The 17,791-nt window shown below is 72.3% G+C and carries 14 protein-coding genes; 9 read left to right on the forward strand and 5 right to left on the reverse strand.

Translation table 11 applies throughout. The features are described from left to right. Positions 1–12: 12 nt before the first annotated feature. The gene (locus tag ACFVFQ_RS18890; RefSeq protein WP_383416972.1) at positions 13–447 is read right to left on the reverse strand and encodes a DUF6314 family protein; all 435 of its coding nucleotides are present in this window, start codon (positions 445–447) and stop codon (positions 13–15) included. A gap of 212 nt (positions 448–659) precedes the next feature. On the opposite strand from ACFVFQ_RS18890, the gene ACFVFQ_RS18895 reads away from it, so the two are divergent. Genes ACFVFQ_RS18895 through ACFVFQ_RS18905 form a run of 3 tightly spaced genes read left to right on the forward strand, consistent with a single transcriptional unit; the run spans position 660 to position 5,288 of the window. Then, complete coding sequence (locus ACFVFQ_RS18895; protein ID WP_383416975.1) at positions 660–2,129, forward strand: aldehyde dehydrogenase family protein; 1,470 nt, start codon at positions 660–662, stop codon at positions 2,127–2,129. Then, positions 2,126–3,685, forward strand: coding sequence for an APC family permease (locus ACFVFQ_RS18900; RefSeq protein WP_383416978.1), 1,560 nt, complete (start codon positions 2,126–2,128; stop codon positions 3,683–3,685). The genes ACFVFQ_RS18895 and ACFVFQ_RS18900 overlap by 4 nt, the downstream gene beginning before the upstream one ends. Positions 3,686–3,719: 34 nt before the next feature. Next, the gene (locus ACFVFQ_RS18905) at positions 3,720–5,288 is read left to right on the forward strand and encodes a GMC family oxidoreductase (protein WP_383416981.1); all 1,569 of its coding nucleotides are present in this window, start codon (positions 3,720–3,722) and stop codon (positions 5,286–5,288) included. A gap of 21 nt (positions 5,289–5,309) precedes the next feature. Here the strand turns inward: ACFVFQ_RS18905 and ACFVFQ_RS18910 are convergent, their stop codons facing one another. Then, positions 5,310–6,389: a HoxN/HupN/NixA family nickel/cobalt transporter gene (locus ACFVFQ_RS18910; protein WP_383417386.1), complete on the reverse strand. Its 1,080-nt coding sequence runs from the start codon at positions 6,387–6,389 to the stop codon at positions 5,310–5,312. 434 nt (positions 6,390–6,823) lie between these two features. On the opposite strand from ACFVFQ_RS18910, the gene ACFVFQ_RS18915 reads away from it, so the two are divergent. Together ACFVFQ_RS18915 and ACFVFQ_RS18920 are read left to right on the forward strand one after the other, a co-directional pair. Beyond that, entirely contained in the window at positions 6,824–9,100 is a 2,277-nt protein-coding gene (locus tag ACFVFQ_RS18915; protein ID WP_383416984.1) for a heavy metal translocating P-type ATPase, read from the forward strand. Between the two features lie 214 nt (positions 9,101–9,314). Beyond that, a complete protein-coding gene (locus tag ACFVFQ_RS18920) occupies positions 9,315–9,707 on the forward strand; it encodes a BlaI/MecI/CopY family transcriptional regulator (RefSeq protein WP_383416987.1) in 393 nt (130 codons plus the stop codon). Between the two features lie 62 nt (positions 9,708–9,769). Here the strand turns inward: ACFVFQ_RS18920 and ACFVFQ_RS18925 are convergent, their stop codons facing one another. Beyond that, the gene (locus ACFVFQ_RS18925; RefSeq protein ID WP_383416990.1) at positions 9,770–10,210 is read right to left on the reverse strand and encodes a MarR family winged helix-turn-helix transcriptional regulator; all 441 of its coding nucleotides are present in this window, start codon (positions 10,208–10,210) and stop codon (positions 9,770–9,772) included. A gap of 173 nt (positions 10,211–10,383) precedes the next feature. On the opposite strand from ACFVFQ_RS18925, the gene ACFVFQ_RS18930 reads away from it, so the two are divergent. Further along, positions 10,384–11,274, forward strand: coding sequence for an MBL fold metallo-hydrolase (locus tag ACFVFQ_RS18930; RefSeq protein ID WP_383416993.1), 891 nt, complete (start codon positions 10,384–10,386; stop codon positions 11,272–11,274). Between the two features lie 111 nt (positions 11,275–11,385). On the opposite strand, the gene argJ is transcribed toward ACFVFQ_RS18930, so the two are convergent. Together argJ and ACFVFQ_RS18940 are read right to left on the reverse strand one after the other, a co-directional pair. Next, positions 11,386–12,576 carry a bifunctional glutamate N-acetyltransferase/amino-acid acetyltransferase ArgJ gene (gene argJ / locus ACFVFQ_RS18935; RefSeq protein WP_383416996.1) on the reverse strand — a complete coding sequence of 397 codons (1,191 nt, stop codon included), beginning with the start codon at positions 12,574–12,576 and terminating at the stop codon, positions 11,386–11,388. Between the two features lie 64 nt (positions 12,577–12,640). Beyond that, positions 12,641–14,008 (reverse strand): hypothetical protein, encoded by a 1,368-nt coding sequence (locus ACFVFQ_RS18940; RefSeq protein ID WP_383416999.1) that lies wholly within the window; start codon positions 14,006–14,008, stop codon positions 12,641–12,643. A gap of 572 nt (positions 14,009–14,580) precedes the next feature. Between ACFVFQ_RS18940 and ACFVFQ_RS18945 the strand changes: the two genes are divergently transcribed. From ACFVFQ_RS18945 to ACFVFQ_RS18955, 3 genes are read left to right on the forward strand one after another with little or no spacing between them, the layout of a single operon-like run. Next, positions 14,581–15,264, forward strand: a complete 684-nt coding sequence (locus ACFVFQ_RS18945) for a hypothetical protein (protein WP_383417002.1) — start codon at positions 14,581–14,583, stop codon at positions 15,262–15,264. Then, positions 15,261–16,217 (forward strand): protein phosphatase 2C domain-containing protein, encoded by a 957-nt coding sequence (locus ACFVFQ_RS18950; RefSeq protein WP_383417004.1) that lies wholly within the window; start codon positions 15,261–15,263, stop codon positions 16,215–16,217. The genes ACFVFQ_RS18945 and ACFVFQ_RS18950 overlap by 4 nt, the downstream gene beginning before the upstream one ends. Further along, entirely contained in the window at positions 16,214–17,782 is a 1,569-nt protein-coding gene (locus ACFVFQ_RS18955; RefSeq protein WP_383417007.1) for a DUF4189 domain-containing protein, read from the forward strand. The genes ACFVFQ_RS18950 and ACFVFQ_RS18955 overlap by 4 nt, the downstream gene beginning before the upstream one ends. Positions 17,783–17,791 lie beyond the last annotated feature (9 nt).

Here is a 17,791-nt window from a genome sequence, read left to right on the forward strand (position 1 = left end):
GCGTGGTGCGGGTCAGTCGGCGCGGCGGTAGACCGAGCGCAGCAGTTGGTCCTTGGTCGGGCCGGTGACCCGCCACTGAAGGTGCCAGCACGTCGCGGTGACGGCGGTGAAGGTGCCGTCGTAGCGGTCCGCGGCGCAGGGGTGGACGGCGGTCCAGCGGCCGGTCCGCAGGTCGAGGTCGTGGAAGGGGCGGCCGTCGGCGAAGGTGACCGCGGCGGTGCCGTCGGGCCGCGGCCGCAGCCGCAGCGTGCGGGTCGCCGGATGCACCGCGCCGGCCCAGGTCAGCTCGCCCTCCTCGACGTGGCACAGCGTCCCGTCGGGTCCGTCCGGCCGGAAGTCCGCGGTGCCCCGGAAGTCGCCCTCGGCGCCGGCCCGCAGGTCGTGGACGGTGCGTGCGATGTGCCAGCGTCCGGCGAGGTACGCGGCGACGTCGGGGACCAGGTGCATGCCCCCATTGTCGGGCAGCGCCGCGCACTCACCCCATCGGGCCCCGGCCGGGCGCCCCGGCGCCGCGCACCGTGCGGTCCCCCGACGCCGGACTTACGCTCGGTACCGAGTTCACCACCGAGAGAGACCGTCGCGTCGGGAGCCGCGCCCGTACGGGCCCTGAAGCGGTCGCCCCGCCCGGAGACGACACCGCGAGGACCGGAGGCCACCTGATGCCGGAGCTGTTCATCGACGGTCAGTGGACCGCAGCGGCCGACGGGCAGGTGCGGGAGATCCGCTGCCCGGCGGACGGCACGCTGGTCGCGACCGTCGACGAGGGCGGACCGAAGGACGTGGCGGCGGCGCTCACCGCCGCCCGGCTGGCGTTCGACGACGGGCCCTGGCCCCGCACTCCGGCCGCCGAGCGCGGCAAGGTGGTGCTGCGGATCGCCGAGCTGCTGGAGCGGGACCGGGACGCGCTGGCCCGGGCCGAGTCGCTGGACACCGGCAAGCGGCTGGTGGAGAGCGGCTACGACATGGACGACATCGCGGGCTGCTTCCGCTACTTCGGCAACCTCGGTGCGGCCGGCGGTACCGACCGGGTGGTGAACACCGGCGTCGCCGAGGTCGACAGCACGGTGCGGCACGAGCCGGTCGGGGTCTGCGCGTTGATCACGCCGTGGAACTACCCGCTGTTGCAGACGGCCTGGAAGGTCGCGCCGGCGCTGGTCGCCGGGAACACCTTCGTGCTCAAGCCGAGCGAGCTGACCCCGCACACCGCGATCCATCTGATGCGGCTGGTGGCGGAGGCCGGGGTGCCGGACGGGGTGGCGAACCTGGTGCTGGGCACCGGCCCGGTCGTGGGGGCGCCGCTCACCGAGGACCCGCGGGTGGACCTGGTCTCGTTCACCGGCGGGCTGGTCACCGGCCGACGCATCATGGCCGCGGCGGCGCCCACGGTGAAGAAGATCGCCCTCGAACTGGGCGGCAAGAACCCCAACATCGTGTTCGCCGACGCCGACTTCGACACCGCCGTCGACTACGCCATGACCGCGGTGTTCCTGCACTCCGGGCAGGTGTGCTCGGCCGGCGCCCGGCTGCTGGTCCAGGACGAGCTGCACGACCGCTTCGTCAACGAACTGGTCGAGCGCACCCGGCGGATCCCGCTCGGCGGCCCGTTCGACGAGGACGCCCGCACCGGCCCGCTGATCTCCGCCGCGCACCGGTCGAAGGTCGAGGCGTATGTGGCGGCCGGGTTGGCGGAGGGCGCGGTGCTGCGCTGCGGCGGGGCGCCACCGGACGATCCGGCGCTGGCGGACGGCTTCTACTACCTGCCGACGGTGTTGGACGAGTGCACCCCGGACATGTCGGTGGTGCGCGACGAGTCGTTCGGGCCGGTGCTGACCGTGGAGCGGTTCCGCGACGAGGACGAGGCGGTGTCGCTGGCCAACGACACGGTGTACGGGCTGGCGGGGGCGGTGTGGACGCGGAACGCCGGGCGCGCGCAGCGGGTGGCGTCCCGGCTGCGGGCGGGCACGGTGTGGATCAACGACTTCCATCCGTATGTGCCGCAGGCGGAGTGGGGTGGGATGAAACAGTCCGGCGTGGGGCGGGAGTTGGGGCCGGCCGGGCTCGCGGAGTACACGGAGGCCAAGCACGTGTGGCGGAACACCGCGCCGCGTCCGCAGAGGTGGTTCGAGTGACCGGTTCCGTCCCGTCCGACTCCGCCGGGGAAGGCGCCGAGGACGGGGCGCACGAGGACGGGCTGGCCGAACTCGGCTACAAGCCCGAACTCAAGCGCACCCTCGGCAACTTCCACACCTTCGCCGCCGGCATCAGCTATATCTCCATCCTCACCGGCACCTTCCAGCTCTTCTATTTCGGGGTGAGCCACGGCGGCCCGGCGTACTGGTGGTCCTGGCCGATGGTCTTCGTCGGCCAGTTGATGGTGGCGCTGTGCTTCTGCGAGCTGGCCTGCCGCTATCCGGTGGCCGGCTCGATCTACAACTGGGCGAAGAAGCTGGGCGGTCCGCATGTGGGCTGGCTCGGCGGCTGGATGATGCTCACCGCGTCGATGGTGTCGCTGGCCGCGGTGGCGCTGGCCTACCAGGTGACGCTGCCGCAGATCTCGTCGTGGTTCCAGTTCGTCGGCAACGGCACCGGGAAGACCGACGCGGCCGCCAACGCGGTGCTCCTGGGCAGCGTGCTGATCGCCTTCACCACTCTGGTCAACGCCTTCGGTGTCAAGCTGATGGCGCGGATCAACTCGGCGGGTGTGGCCATCGAGTTGATCGCCGCGATCGTGCTGATCCTGCTGCTGGCCGCGCACATCACCCGCGGCCCGGCCTCGACGCTGACCAGCACCTTCGGCATGGGCAGCGGTCAGAGCCTGGGGTACTTCGGCGCGTTCCTGACCGCGTCGCTGGCCTCCGCCTACGTCATGTACGGCTTCGACACCGCCTCCTCGCTCGGCGAGGAGTCCGTGGACCCGACCCGCAACGCGCCCAAGGCGATCCTGCGGGCGCTGATCGCCTCGTTCCTCATCGGCGGTCTGATCCTGCTGTTCGCGCTGCTGGCCACGCCCGATCTGCACGACAAGCGGCTGTCGTTGGACGGCCTCCAGTACGTGGTGCTGGCCACCCTCGGGCCGACGGTCGGGCAGCTCGTGCTGTGGTGCGTGGTGATCGCCATCACCGTCTGCGACCTGGCGGTGCACACCGCCGCGATCCGGCTGATGTTCGCGATGGCCCGGGACACCAACCTCCCGGCGTCCGCGCGGCTGGCCCGGATCAACCCGCGGTTTCAGACGCCGGTGCTGCCCGCGATCGTGATCGGGCTGGTGGGCGTCGCGATCCTGCTGATCAACGTCAACCAGCCGCAGATCTTCTCGGTGATCACCAGCATCGCGATCATCATGATCTACCTGGCGTATCTGATGGTGACCGTGCCGATGCTGGTGCAGCGGCTGCGCGGCCGCTGGACCACCGGCGGCTTCTCGCTGGGGCGGTTCGGCCTGCCGGTGAACGTCCTGGCGGTGCTCTGGGGCCTGGCGATGTCCGTCAACCTCGCCTGGCCGCGGGCCGCGGTCTACAACGCCACCGGCCCGCAGCACTGGTATCTGCGCTGGGGCGCCTTCCTGTTCATCGGCATCGTGGGGCTCGGCGGCTTCGCCTACTACTGGTTCGTCCAGCGGCACCGCACCGGCGTGCTGGCCTCGCACGCCGCCGAGGACGCGGACTCCGAAGCCGCCGCGCCCTGACGCCGCCCCTCCCCTGTGACCTGGAGCCAGCGCCATGTCCGACGAGACCCACGTGGAACACTCCGACGCGTTCGACTATGTCGTGGTCGGCGGCGGCACGGCCGGCGCGGTGGTGGCCGCCCGGCTCAGCGAGGACCCGTCCGTGACGGTCTGCGTACTGGAGGCCGGCCCCTGTGACGTCGGCGACGACAACGTGCTCCGACTGAACCGCTGGATGGGCCTGTTGGAGTCCGGATACGACTGGGACTACCCGGTCGAACCGCAGGAGAACGGCAACAGCTTCCTGCGGCACGCCCGCGCCAAGGTCCTCGGCGGCTGCTCCTCCCACAACTCCTGCATCGCCTTCTGGGCCCCGGCCGAGGACCTCGACGAGTGGGCCGCGCTGGGCTGTACGGGCTGGAGCGCCGCCGACTGCTTCCCGCTCTTCCAACGCCTGGAGACCAACGACGCGCCCGGCGGCCACCACGGCCGCTCCGGTCCGGTGGTGCTGCGCGGCATCCCGCCCCAAGACCCGTGCGGGGCGGCCCTGTTGGAGGCGTGTGCGGCGGTGGACATCCCCACCGTCCCGTTCAACACCGGTGCGACCGTGGTCCGGGGCGCCAACTGGTTCCAGATCAACTGCCGCCCGGACGGCACCCGTTCCTCCGCCTCGGTCTCCTACCTGCACCCGGCGTTGGGCCGTCGGAATCTCGATGTGCGCACCGGGGTGCAGGCCAAGCGGCTGCGCTTCGACGACGCGCTGCGGTGCACCGGCGTGGACTACCTCTCCCCCGATCTGATCCACACCCGCACCGTGGCGGCCCGCCGCGAGGTGATCGTCTCCTGCGGCGCCATCGACTCCCCCAAGCTGCTGATGCTCTCCGGCATCGGCCCGGCCGACCAGTTGCGCGCCGTCGGCATCACGCCGCTGGTGGACGCGCCCGGCGTCGGCGCCAACCTCCAGGACCACCCCGAGGGCGTCATCATGTGGGACGCCAAGCGGCCGATGGTGGACACCTCGACGCAGTGGTGGGAGATCGGCATCTTCTACGACACCGAACCGGGCCTGGACCGGCCGGACTTGATGTTCCACTACGGTCAGGTCCCGTTCGACCTGAACACCTACCGCCGCGGCTATTCGACGTCCGAGAACGCCTTCTGCCTGACCCCGAACGTCACCCGCGCCCGCTCGCACGGCACCGTCCGGCTGCGCACCCGCGACTTCCGCGACAAGCCCAAAGTGGACCCGCGCTACTTCACGCACGAGCACGACGTGCGGGTGATGACGTACGGGCTGCGGCTGGCGCGGGACATCGTCTCGCAGTCCCCGATGGCCGAGTGGGCCGGTGCGGAGCTGGCCCCCGGCCCGAGCGCGCGCACCGACGGCGACCTGCTGGACTACATCCGCACCACGCACAACACCGTCTACCACCCGGCGTGCACCGTGGCGATGGGCGCCGCCGACGACCTGGCCACCCCGCTCGACCCGCAGCTGCGGGTCAAGGGGACGACCGGGCTACGGGTCGCGGACGGCTCGGCGATGCCGTTCCTGACCGCCGTCAACCCGTGCATCACCACGATGATGATCGGCGAGAAGTGCGCGGACCTGGTCCGGGGCGGGTGAGCGGCGGCGGCCGGTCGGCGGTCAGTCGTTGACCTGCTCGGCCGGCGCCGGGCGGACGTTGACGGTCCACTTCTCCTCGATGCGGCCGAACTTCCACACCGCGAGGGCGACGACCCAGGTGAGGAGGAACAGGCCGACGATGGCGAAGCCGATGACGTTGAGGTCCAGTCCGCTGATCCAGTCCCAGAACCAGCCGTGCAGCCCCAGCTTGTCGGCGAGCAGGCCGAGCAGCTCCACGGTGCCGATGATCAGGGCCACGGCGACCGACAGACCGGTGATGGTGAGGTTGTAGTAAACCTTGCGGACCGGCTTGGAGAAGGCCCAGCCGTAGGCGAAGTTCATGAACGAGCCGTCGATGGTGTCCAGCAGGCTCATGCCGGCCGCGAACAGCACCGGCAGGCAGAGGATGGCGTACCAGGGCAGGCCGGAGGCGGCGCCGGAGCCGGCCAGGACCAGCAGCGCGATCTCGGTGGCGGTGTCGAAGCCGAGCCCGAAGAGCAGGCCGAGCGGGTACATCTGCCAGGGCTTGGTGATCGACTTCATCACTCGGCCGAGAATGCGGTTCATCAGGCCGCGGTTGTTGAGCTGCTCCTCCAGCGCCGCCTCGTCGAAGTCGCCGGCGCGCATCCGCCGGAAGACGCCCCAGAGTCCGACCAGGATGACGATGTTGATCGCGGCGATGAGGTACAGGAAGACGCCGGAGACGGTGGTGCCGATCAGCCCGGTGATCGCGTGCAGTTGGGAGTTGTCGTCCTTGACCGGTCCGGCGAGCGCCTTGACACCCAGCGACAGCAGGAGCGCCAGCCCGAAGACGATGCTGGAGTGTCCCAGCGAGAACCAGAAGCCGACCGAGAGCGGGCGCTGCCCCTCGTTCATCAGCTTCCGGGTGGTGTTGTCGATGGCGGCGATGTGGTCGGCGTCGAAGGCGTGGCGCATGCCGAGGGTGTACGCGGTGACGCCGATGCCGATGCCGAAGCTCTTGGTGCCCAGGCTGTAGTGTTCCGGGGCCACGATCGCCACCAGGGTGAACCAGCCGATCACGTGCAGCGCGAGGATGAAACCGGCCATGCCGGCCATCCGCCCCCACTCGGCGCGGGTCATCGACCGCGCGATCCGCTGCCGGCGCGACGGCGGGGGTGCCTCGCCGGCCAGGGTCGGGGAGGGGGACGTAGACATGCTTGATACTGCTTTCTTCCGTTTCGCCCCCGACCTCTGCCGGGGCACCCTCCCTACAGTCGTGCGCGATGGTTTTACTTGCAACCAATGTGCAGTAAAGCCCGCGGTCGAAGCAGCGGGCGGACGGTTCGCGCTGGTGGGCGCGGGGCGGCGGCCACTCCCCCGCCCCTAGACAACGCCGGACAATTCCCTCGTTCCATGCCCCCTGGGGGTATTCAATCGATCGACCGCCTTCCCTTGCGATGCATACAGGTGGGGGGTATACATGAACTCGCCCCCCTGATACCCCCCAGGGGTATCAGGGAGGGGCGCCAGACGACGCGCGTACCTCCCTTCCGTGAGCTGCGAGGAGCAGAAAGATGACCACCACCAGTCCCGGCGCCGCCGAGGTCGAGCTCGCCATCGGCGGCATGACCTGCGCCTCCTGCGCGGCCCGGATCGAGAAGAAGCTCAACCGCATGGACGGCGTCGACGCGACCGTCAACTACGCGACCGAGAAGGCGAAGGTGGCCTTCCGGGACGACGTCTCGGTCGGGGACCTGATCGCCACGGTGGAGGCCACCGGGTACAGCGCGCAGCAGCCGGCGCCGGTCGCCCCCGTCGCGGGCGGCGAGGCCGCGGACGGCGCACAGGGCGGCGGCGCGGAACCGGATCCGCTGCGGACGTTGCGGCAGCGGCTGATCACCGCGGTGGCGCTGGCCGTGCCGGTGATCGCCCTGGCGATGGTGCCGGCGTTGCAGTTCACCTACTGGCAGTGGCTGTCGCTGACGCTGACCGCGCCGGTCGTCACCTATGCCGCCTGGCCGTTCCACCGGGCCGCGTGGACCAACGCCCGGCACGGCGCGGCCACCATGGACACCCTGATCTCGCTCGGCACCTCGGCCGCGTTCCTCTGGTCGCTGTGGGCACTGTTCTTCGGGACGGCCGGCATGCCCGGCATGCCCCACCCGTTCGAGCTGACCATCGCCCGCAGCGACGGCGCCGGCAACATCTATCTGGAGGCGGCCGCCGGCGTCACCGCCTTCATCCTGGCCGGGCGGTACTTCGAGGCGCGCGCCAAGCGCAGGGCGGGTGCGGCGCTCAAGGCGCTGCTGGAGCTGAGCGCGAAGGACGTCACGGTGCTGCGCGGCGGCGAGGAAGCCACCGTGCCGATCGGGGAGTTGCGGGTCGGGGACCGGTTCCTGGTTCGGCCGGGCGAGAAGATCGCGACGGACGGCACGGTGGTGGACGGCGCGTCGGCCGTGGACGCCTCGATGCTGACCGGCGAATCGGTGCCGGTGGAGGTCGCGGTCGGCGACGCCGTCACCGGCGCCACCCTGAACGTCGGCGGGCGACTGGTCGTCGAGGCCACCCGGGTCGGCGCGGATACCCAACTCGCCCGGATGGCCAAGCTGGTGGAGGACGCGCAGAACGGCAAGGCGGCCGCGCAGCGGCTGGCCGACCGGATCTCCGCGGTGTTCGTCCCGGTGGTGATCGCCCTGGCGCTGGCCACCCTCGGCTTCTGGATCGTCAGCGGCGCCGGGCTGACCGCCGCGTTCACCGCCGCGGTCGCGGTCTTGATCATCGCCTGTCCGTGCGCCCTGGGGCTCGCCACGCCGACCGCCTTGATGGTCGGTACCGGGCGCGGCGCCCAACTCGGCATCCTCATCAAGGGCCCTGAGGTTCTGGAGTCCACCCGCAAGGTCGACACCATCGTCCTGGACAAGACCGGCACGGTGACCACCGGGCGGATGACGCTGCTGGCCGCGCACACCGCGGCGGGCACCGACCGGGCCGAAGTGCTGCGGCTGGCCGGCGCGTTGGAGCACTCCTCGGAGCACCCGATCGCCCGGGCGGTGGCGGCCGGCGCGAGCGCCGAGGTGGGCCCGCTGCCGAGGCCGGAGGACTTCGCGGGCGTCGCGGGGCTGGGCGTGCAGGGGGTCGTGGACGGGCATGCCGTGCTGGTCGGCCGGGAGCAGCTGCTGGCCGAGTGGGCCATCGCGCTCCCCGAGGAGCTGGCGCGGGCCAAGGCGGCGGCCGAGGCGGCCGGGCGGACCGCGATCGCGGTGGCCTGGGACGGCGCGGCCCGGGCGGTGTTGGAGGTGGCCGACGCCGTCAAGGAGACCAGCCCGGAGGCGATCTCGCGGCTGCGCGGGCTCGGGCTGACGCCGGTGCTGCTGACCGGTGACAACGCGGCGGTGGCCCGCTCGGTGGCGGTCGAGGTCGGCATCGACCCGGAGCGGGTGATCGCCGAGGTGCTGCCGCAGGACAAGGTCGAGGTCGTCAAGCGCCTTCAGCAGGAGGGCCGTTCGGTCGCGATGGTCGGAGACGGCGTGAACGACGCGGCGGCGCTGGCCCAGGCGGACCTGGGGTTGGCGATGGGCACGGGGACCGACGCGGCCATCGAGGCCGGCGACCTGACGCTGGTGCGTGGCGACCTGCGCACCGCGGCGGACGCGATCCGGCTCTCCCGCCGCACCCTGGGCACCATCAAGTCCAACCTCTTCTGGGCCTTCGCCTACAACGTGGCGGCCCTGCCGCTGGCCGCCGCCGGCCTGCTCAACCCGATGATCGCGGGCGCCGCGATGGCCTTCTCCTCGGTCTTCGTGGTAGGCAACAGTCTGCGGCTGCGCGGATTCCAGGCGGCGGGCGACTGAGCCCCCGTACGACGACGGCGAGGCCGCGCCACCCGAGGGACGGCCCAACTGCCGGGCCCCGCCCGCTCCTTCCGGACCGACGCCCTCCACACCCCGCCGGTGTGGAGGGCGTCGGCGCGCGGGCGGCGCCGGGGACCGCGTCCTACGATGTGGCGCACCGTGCGCGGTCCCGACATCAGTCCGCGAGCGGTGAGCCCGAGGAGGGGAGGCAGTCGTGCGACGGCTGGGTGGCCTGGAAGCCGAGATCATGGACCGGCTGTGGCGGTGGCAACGGCCCACGACCGTCCGTGAGGTGGTGGACGACATCAACCGCGTCCGGCCGGTGGCCTACACCACGGTGCTGACGGTCGCCAACATCCTGCACCGCAAGGGCTGGCTGCGGCGCCACAAGGTCGGCCGGGCCTGGGCCTACGAACCGGCGCGCGGGCGGGAGGAGTACACCGCCGGGCTGATGCAGGACGCGCTGGGCCGCAGCGCGGACCGGCGGGCGACGCTGATGCGGTTCGTCTCGCACATCTCGCGGGAGGACTGCGCCGCCCTGGACGCGGCGCTGCGCGCGCTCGATCAGGCGGAGGCACCCGCCGCCGACGCGGGCGGCGAACGGTGAGCGACCGTCCCGCCACGCCGCCGCAGCGCTAGTCGTCCTCGTTCGGCTCCGCCGCCAAGCGACTACTCCCCCGTCGGCGGGTGCGTCATCGCCCGTTGCAGCAGGCGCTGGAGGGTGCCCTTCTCCTCTCGACTCAGCGCCGCGAGCGGGGAATCCGCGTCGAGCAGCACCAGCAGCCGCTCGCGGAGCTCGGTGCCCCGCGGGGTGAGGACCAGTTGCTTGGCGCGGCGGTCCGTGGGGTGCGCGCGGCGCTCGATGAGCTGCTGCTTCTCCAGCTTGTCGACGACGAAGGTGGCGTTGGAGGGCTCGCAGGTCATCCGCGCGGCCAGCTCCCGCATGGTCATCGGCCCGGCCAACTCGCGCAGCGCGACGGCCTGGGGCGCGGTGAGGCCCAACGTGGCCGCGCGCCGTCGGATGTGCTCGGAGATCTGCTGGGCCATCCCGTTCACCAGGCCGCACAGCTGGCGCTCCGCAAGGGCCGGCGTTTCCGGGTCGGTGGTCATGGGCCCATCGTAACAAGCGCATACAACCTAAATATTCCGAGCTTGAATGATTCAAACTTGATGCTTATGGTGACGTGGTCGCCGTCCCGAACGGGTCGGCGTCGGCATCCCCACCGCTGGACCCGGGGACCAACACCCCTTGTCCGCACCGCACTTCAGGAGGACCAGCCACCATGAGCACTTCCGCCCCGAGCCAGGACGAACGACTGCGCCGCCCCGCCACCCTCCGCTCGCTGCGGCTCGGCGAGACGACCGTGACGTACCTGCCCGACGGCGTGGCGCAGCTGATCCCGCGCCGCTGGCTCCCGGACACCACCGACGAGGTGTGGGCCGCCCACCCCGAATACCTCGACGCCACCGGCCACTTGGCGGCCGGCGTCGGCGGGCTCCTCGTGGAGCGGGACGGCCGCGCCCTGTTGATCGACGCCGGCCTCGGGCCGCTGGCGCCCGCGGCCGATCCCGACCGGCCGGTGGGCACGCTGCACGGCGGCGCGTTGCTGGACAGCCTCGCCGCCCACGGCCGCACCCCCGCCGACATCGAGGCGGTGGCCTTCACCCACCTCCACTCCGACCACATCGGCTGGGCCTGGCATCCCGCCCCGGACTCCGACCGCCCGGCCTTCGCGCACGCCGACTACCTGGTCACCGAGCCCGAGTGGCACCACCGCCACCTCCTCGAAGCGCACGGCATCGACGACCGGATGCTCTCCGCGCTGGCGCCCCGGGTGCGGACCGTGGCGGACGGCGAGGAGGTCTTCCCCGGCGTCCGGGTCAGGTTCCTGACCGGCCACACGGCCGGGCACGCGGTCTATGTCATCTCCTCGGGCGGGCAGCGGCTGATCGCCTTCGGCGACGCCCTGCACTCGCCGATCCAGGTGGACCACCCGGAGTGGTCCGCGGCCGTCGACCACGACCCCGCCCTGGCCGCCGACGCCCGCCGCCACCTCCTCGCCGAACTCCGGGAGCCGGACACCTTGGGCTTCGGCATCCACTTCGCGGACGTGGTGTTCGGCCGGGTCGGACCGGCCGGCGACGGCCCGGCCTGGCGCCCGCTCGACGACTGATCCGCCGCCGGCCGGCCCCTGTCGGACAGGCCCCAGGGTCTGTCCGACCCGACCCGTCGGAGAGACCCTAGGGAAGGGCCAACTGCCTTCCGGGGCAACGCCGTTGTCCGCTCACGACGTGTAGTCCGCGTTGACCCGGACGTACCCGGCGGACAGGTCGCAGCCGTACACCGTCGCCGCGCCGCCCCCCAAGCCGAGGCCGACGGCGATCTCGACCTCGCTGCGCCGCATGGCGGCGCTGAGCCGCGTCAGCACGTCGTCGGTCGGCTCGGCCGGGTACACCTCGGTGTCGCCGAACGCGACGGTGACCCGGTCCGGCGCGATGTCGCGGTCCTCGGTGTTCTTGCCGATGGCCATCAGGACCCGCCCCCAGTTGGGGTCCGCGCCGTGCACGGCCGTCTTCACCAACGGGGAGTTGACGACGCTCTTGGCGATCCGCCGGGCCTGCGCGGCGTCCCGCGCCCCGGTGACGGTCACCCGCAACAGCTTGGTGGCTCCCTCGCCGTCGCTCGCCAACTGCCGGGTGAGGTCCAGGCACAGGTCGGCCAGCGCCCGGCCGAAGTCACCCGGATCCACCGGGCCGGCCGCACCGTTGGCGATCACCGCCACGGTGTCGGAGGTGGAGGTGTCGGTGTCGACGCTCAGGCAGTGGAACGTGGCGTCGACCGCCGTGCGCAGCGCGCCGTCCAGCTCCGCCGCGCCGATCTCGGCGTCGGTGAAGACATAGGCCAGCATCGTGGCCATGTTCGGCTCCAGCATGCCAACGCCCTTGGCGATGCCGACGATTCGGGCGCCGCCGACCGTGCGGACGGCGGTCTTCGGGCGGGTGTCGGTGGTCATCATGGCCCGCGCCACGTCCAGCGGGGCCGCGGTGAACGCGGCGGTGCCGCGCCGTGCGGCCGCGTCGAAGTGCGCCCGGATCGCGTCCATCGGCAGCGGGCGCCCGATCACGCCGGTGGAGCCGATCAGCACCGCCCCGTCCGGGACGCCGGCGAGGTCGGCGACCCGGCCGACCACTTCGGCGGCGTGCTCCGCCCCGCTCCGGCCGGTGGCGACATTGGCGTTCTGCGCCAGCGTCACCACGGCGCGCAGCCTCCGCTCGGCGGCGTGGGCGCGACTGAGCACCACCGCGGGCCCGGCGAACAGGCTCCGGGTGAACATCGCGGCACTGACGGCCGGTTGGTCCGACACCACGATCGAGATGTCGTCGCCTCGCTCGCGCAGCCCGCCGTGCCCGGCGTAGGCCCGGAAGCCCACCGGCCAGGCCAACCCCGCACCCACCAAAGGATCATTATGCGTCATAGTGCATACCTTTGCAGCAGGTTGGCGCGACTGTCCAGGGCTTTCCCGGGGCCCCGACCTTCCGTTACGACGCGCTCCCGCCCGCGCCGCCCCGCTCCCGCTGCACCTCCTCGACCAGCCGCCCCACCTCGTCCTCGGACAGCGCAACGGCCTCGACGTCGGCGTGGATTCGGGCGGAGAGGCGGGGTGCACGCCGATGGCCGTATCCCCAAGTGTCCGATCCTGAAAGGGAGTTGCCAGTGCCAGCGTCGGCCCCGGCGGAATCCGGCCCGGCATCGGTGACCGGGCAGGACAACGAGCCGGAGACCGAGTCGCCGTTCAGGGGGAAGCTCTCCCGGTCGCTGGTGCACGAACCGGCGTTCCGCCCGTTGACGATGACGGTCGCCCGGAGCACGGCGGTGACGGTTCCGTCGGCGCTACGGGCCCGGGCCGCGGAGTCCAGCCGTCCGGTGAACCGCTCGGTGACGGAGCACCCCCCAGGACCGCAGCCGAGGTCGCCCGCGTCGTCGAGGGAGAGGGCGACCCCGCCGTCGACCGCGTCGTCCAGCCGCCCGGCCTCCCGCTCCAAGGTGTCGTACACCGTGCTGACCTGGTCGTCGGAGAGCGGGGTCAGGGTCATCCCCGCGGAGTCGCCGCCCTTCAGGGGGCCGACGGTGACCTGCAAAGGCGTCGGCGGGGACGATGCGCCGCGCTTCCGGGGCGGCGCGGAGTGCGCGGTGGGGGCGTACGGCTCCAGCCGAAGTACCCGATAGGGCTTGCCCTTTGAGACCAGCAGGCGGCCGGCGGGGGTGTCGACGCGCAGCGCGGGCACCCCGTCCACGGACTCGGACGTGTGCCCGGTGCCCTTCGGGTCGGGCAGTGCGTGGGTGGCATCGAGGGCGCGCCGGAGCTGCGCTGCCAGGGCGGCCGGCGCCTGGAAGCGGTCGAGTTGGCGGACCGTGGCGGTCTCGCCGGGTGCGTCGACGGTCCATTGGGCGGCTCGGGAGCGCTCGTTCGGATTCCGCGCACCGTCCATGGCCTTCGCGCCGTCCGTGGTCTTCGCACCGTCGGGGTTCCCCTCGCCGCGGGGTGACTGCCGGCGGGTGTAGGTCCGGTCGCCGATCCGGAGGACGTCCTGCGGCGCGGCCCCCTTGGCCCGGTGGCCGACGGTTCCCGTGAGCATCCCGGACGAGGAGACCGACACCTCGCGGCGCTCCGCGGTGCCCGTCGCGGTGTCCTGGTAGCGCAGGCCGCGGGCCCTGGCCAGGTTGTCCAGTGCCTGGAGGAAGGGGGCGCGGTCCCGGTCCCCGGTTCCCTTCGGGGCCGCGGTCGGGGCCTCGTTCGGGACCGTGGTCGTGCCCCATGGGTCCGAGCCGACGTACACGATCAGGAGGGCGAGCACCCCGAGCAGCACAATGCCGGCCAGGAGCACCTTCCGTACCGGGGCCGGCACCGTGGGCTCCGGCGCCGGGTCGGCGGGGACCGTGCGAGCGCCCCCCGCCGCTGACCGATGCGGCCTCGTCGCCCGGTCATCTCCCCGTTGCCATCCGGGAGTTGACGCGTGGCCGGGCCCCGGGCCCGATGGAGGGGCGGCACCCCAGGTCGCCGCCTCCGTAGCGGCTCCAGCCGGCCGGGCGGACCGCGAAGCGGGGCCCGGAGCGGATCGCGGAACAGACCGTGAACCGGGCCCTGAACCGGACCGCTGCCCGGATTGCGGACCGGACGGCGGGCCCGGCCGCGCGCACGGCGGCCGCGCCGCCCGCCCCGGCTCCGTGGCCGGCGGGGACGGCCGTGGCCGTCCCAACGGTGGCGGCACCGCCCGTGGCGTCCCCCGCCAGGTGGGCAGCTCCGGCGCACCGGATCCGGTCTTCCCGTAGTAATCGCCCACGCTGACTCCCCCGAGTCGCTTCCGCCGGTCTCCGCTCTTTGGGAAGATACGGCAGCGAGGGGAGCGCTCATAGGGAGCAAACTCCTTACTCTAGAAGCGAGTTGACGCACACAACAGAGACGGGGGAGCGGATCTGTATGGCCGAGACGAGGGGTGTGCTGCTGCCGGCCTATGTGTTGGCGGACGAGTCCGGGTCGATGGGCCCGTACCGGAACGAGCTGTCCGACGGCCTGATCTCGCTGTGCGAGGGGCTGCGGGCCGAGCCGATGATCGCGGCCAAGTTGCGGCTGGCGATCCTGGGGTTCTCCGACGATGTGCAGGTCCGGCTCGCGGTGGCGGACATGCGCACCGAGACCACTCTGCCGAAGGTGGTCATCCGGGGCCTGACCAACTACGAGGCGGTCTTCGACGACCTCCTGGACCGGATCCCGTCGGACGTGCAGTGGCTGCGCGGCGAGGGCTACAAGGTGCACCGCCCGGTGGTGTTCTTCCTCAGCGACGGGCAGCCCACCGACGGCGGGAGTTGGCGGGGCCCGCACGCCAGGCTGATCGACAAGTCCCAGACACCGACCGCGCCCAACATCGTCGCCTGCGGCATCGGTGACGCCCAGCCCGCCACCATGGTCGAGGTGGCGACCCGCCCGGAGTTCGCCTTCGTGGCCAAGCCCGGCACCGACATCGGTCAGGCGGTCGCCGAGTTCTTCCACGCGCTCACCTCCAGCCTGGTCGCCTCGGGCCACGCGCTGAGTTCGGGCAGCCCACAGCTGGTGGTGAACCGCCCGGAGCAATTCAAAATGGCCATCGACGAGGTGGGGCAGTGACCCCTCCCACCGGCGAGGGGGCCACGACGGCGCACCGCCAGGCACCGCCCGTCCCGGCGACCTCCGGGCCCCCGCCCTGGCAACGCATCACGGTGGGCGAGCCGGGCCCCGAGTTCGAGGCCCGGCCCCCGGGCCAGTACGCCTTCGAATTCCCCGACACCGAATGTGACGGCTGGTCAACTGACCATCTCTCGTTGCGTTTTGCCACTGTGCGGGGCGCCAAGCACCGCTACTACCGGCAGCCGCGCCAGGACGCCGCCCGGGCCGCGGCGCACGAGTCGACCGGCGGCGTCGCCTTCGCCGTCGCGGACGGCGTCTCCAGTGCCACCAACTCCGAGTTCGGCGCCGTCGAGGCGTGCCGGGCCGCCCTGGAACGGATGCTTGACCTGGCGTTCGCGCCCGAGGACCGGCTGGACTTCCGCGACGTGGCCGGGCACGCTGCCGAACGGCTCCGCGAGCTCACCAAGTGGCGGCTGGGCGGGCGGGAGCCCGAGCCGGGCGAGGTGGCGGGCCTGTATGCGACGACGTTGGTGGCCGGCGTCGTGCGCCCCGAACCGGCGGGCCCGGTGGTCGAGCTCTGCCGCGTCGGGGACTCGTGTGCCTGGCTCCTGGACCTGACCACCGGGCGGTACCGGGAACTGTTCGGCTCCAAGACCGGCTCCGCCGCTCCGCTGGTGTCGAACGAGGTCACCCCGCTGCCCCACGTCCCCGATCCGCCCGAGCAGGCCCGCGTCCAACTCGCCGCACACCAGGTGCTGTTGGTGGGCACCGACGGCTTCTCGGACCCGCTCGGCGACGGCGACGGCCAGGTGGGCGCGCTCTTCGCCCGCCACCTCGCCACCCCGCCCGCGCCTGCCTGGCTCGCGCACCTGCTGGACTTCTCCCGGGAGACCTTCGACGACGACCGGAGTCTGCTGGCGGTCTGGCCGCGCGGCACGGCGGCCCCGCGATGACCGCGGACCGCACCCCCACCGTCGACCACGCCACGCTCACCCTGGGCCGCCAACTCGGCCAGGGCGGCCAGGGCACGGTGTACGAGGTGCCGCACAAGAAGATCAACCAGGCACAGGGCGGCGGCTGGAACGTCGTCTACAAGGAGTACCGCGCCGAGGTACTGCCCCAACTCGACGCCGCCGCGCTCGCCGCGCGGGTGGCCCTGCTCGGCGAACTGGACGCCGCGGACGGCCGCTGGCTGTGCGAGAAGACCGCCTGGCCCGCGGCCGTCGTCGAACGCGGCGGCAGCGCCTGCGGCTTCCTGATGCGCGCCGTCCCCGACCGCTTCCACTTCACTCTCCGCAGCCTGCACGGCAGTTCGGGAACCCGCCGGCTGGCGAACCTGGAGTACCTGCTCAACGAGGACAGCTACGTCGCCGGCATCGGCCTGAGCATCAGCGAACGGGACCGGCTCCTGCTGCTGGCCGACCTGGCCACCACGCTCGACCGCTTCCACCGCATCGGCATCACGGTCGGCGACCTCTCCCCCAAGAACCTGCTGTTCACCACCGCCCCCAAGCCCGAGTGCTTCCTCATCGACAGCGACGCCATGGGCCTGCGGGGCACCACCGTGCTACCCCAGGCGGAGACGCCCGACTGGCAGGTCCCCGACGGCGAGGAGAAGGCCACCCGGGCCGGCGACGTCCACAAGCTGGGCCTGCTCGCCGTGCGGTTGTTCGCCCGCGACCAGACCACCACCGATCCCACCGCCCTGACCCAACTCAGCTCCGCACTGGGCGACTTGGCCCGCGCCAGTCACCGTACGGACCCGACCCAGCGGCCGACACCGTCCCAGTGGGCCGAGCAACTCACCGCGGCCAGCGCCACCGCCTCCACCACCCCCATCAAGCCGGCACCCGCCCGGCGCCGGGCCGGACGCCTCGGCGGGCCCCCGCCGCCCCGCCCGCGCACGCCCTACCGCCCGCCGGGCCAGGCATCCGGCCCCGGCACCACGCCCTCCGCCACGAAGCCCCCGGCCCGCGCGGCGGCCGCCGGCCTGATCGTCGCCGCCGTGGCCGTGCTCGTCGCGCTGCTCATCCCGCACGGCAACGGCTCGTCCGACGCCAACTCCTCGCCCACCTACACCACTTCACCCACCGACACCCCGACCGAGACCGAGCCGGCGTGGATGCACAGCACGCCCTACGATCCCACCACGCCGTACGATCCGACGACCTACTCTCCGCCTCCCTACAGCTACTCCCCCGAGCCCGATCCGACGACCGCTCCGCCGGACCAATACGGTGCCATCGCCGTGGGACACGACGGCGGCTACGGCACGGCCTGGGACTACTCCACCATGAGCGGCGCCAGTCAGAGCGCACTGTCGCGGTGTTCCAGCTACAGCACCGGCTGCAAGGTCCTGACGGCGTTCGCGAACAAGTGCGGCGCCTTCGCCTACAACTCCAACACCCACGAATACTGGGGTGGTCACGGCGCCACGAGGGCCGAGGCCGAAACCAATGCCATCTCCAATGCCGGCGGCGGGCGTTGGATCACCGCGGTGTGCACCACGAATTCCTGACCACGCTGC

Source organism: Streptomyces sp. NPDC057743, assembly GCF_042798755.1.
Classification (GTDB): Bacteria; Actinomycetota; Actinomycetes; order Streptomycetales; family Streptomycetaceae; genus Streptomyces.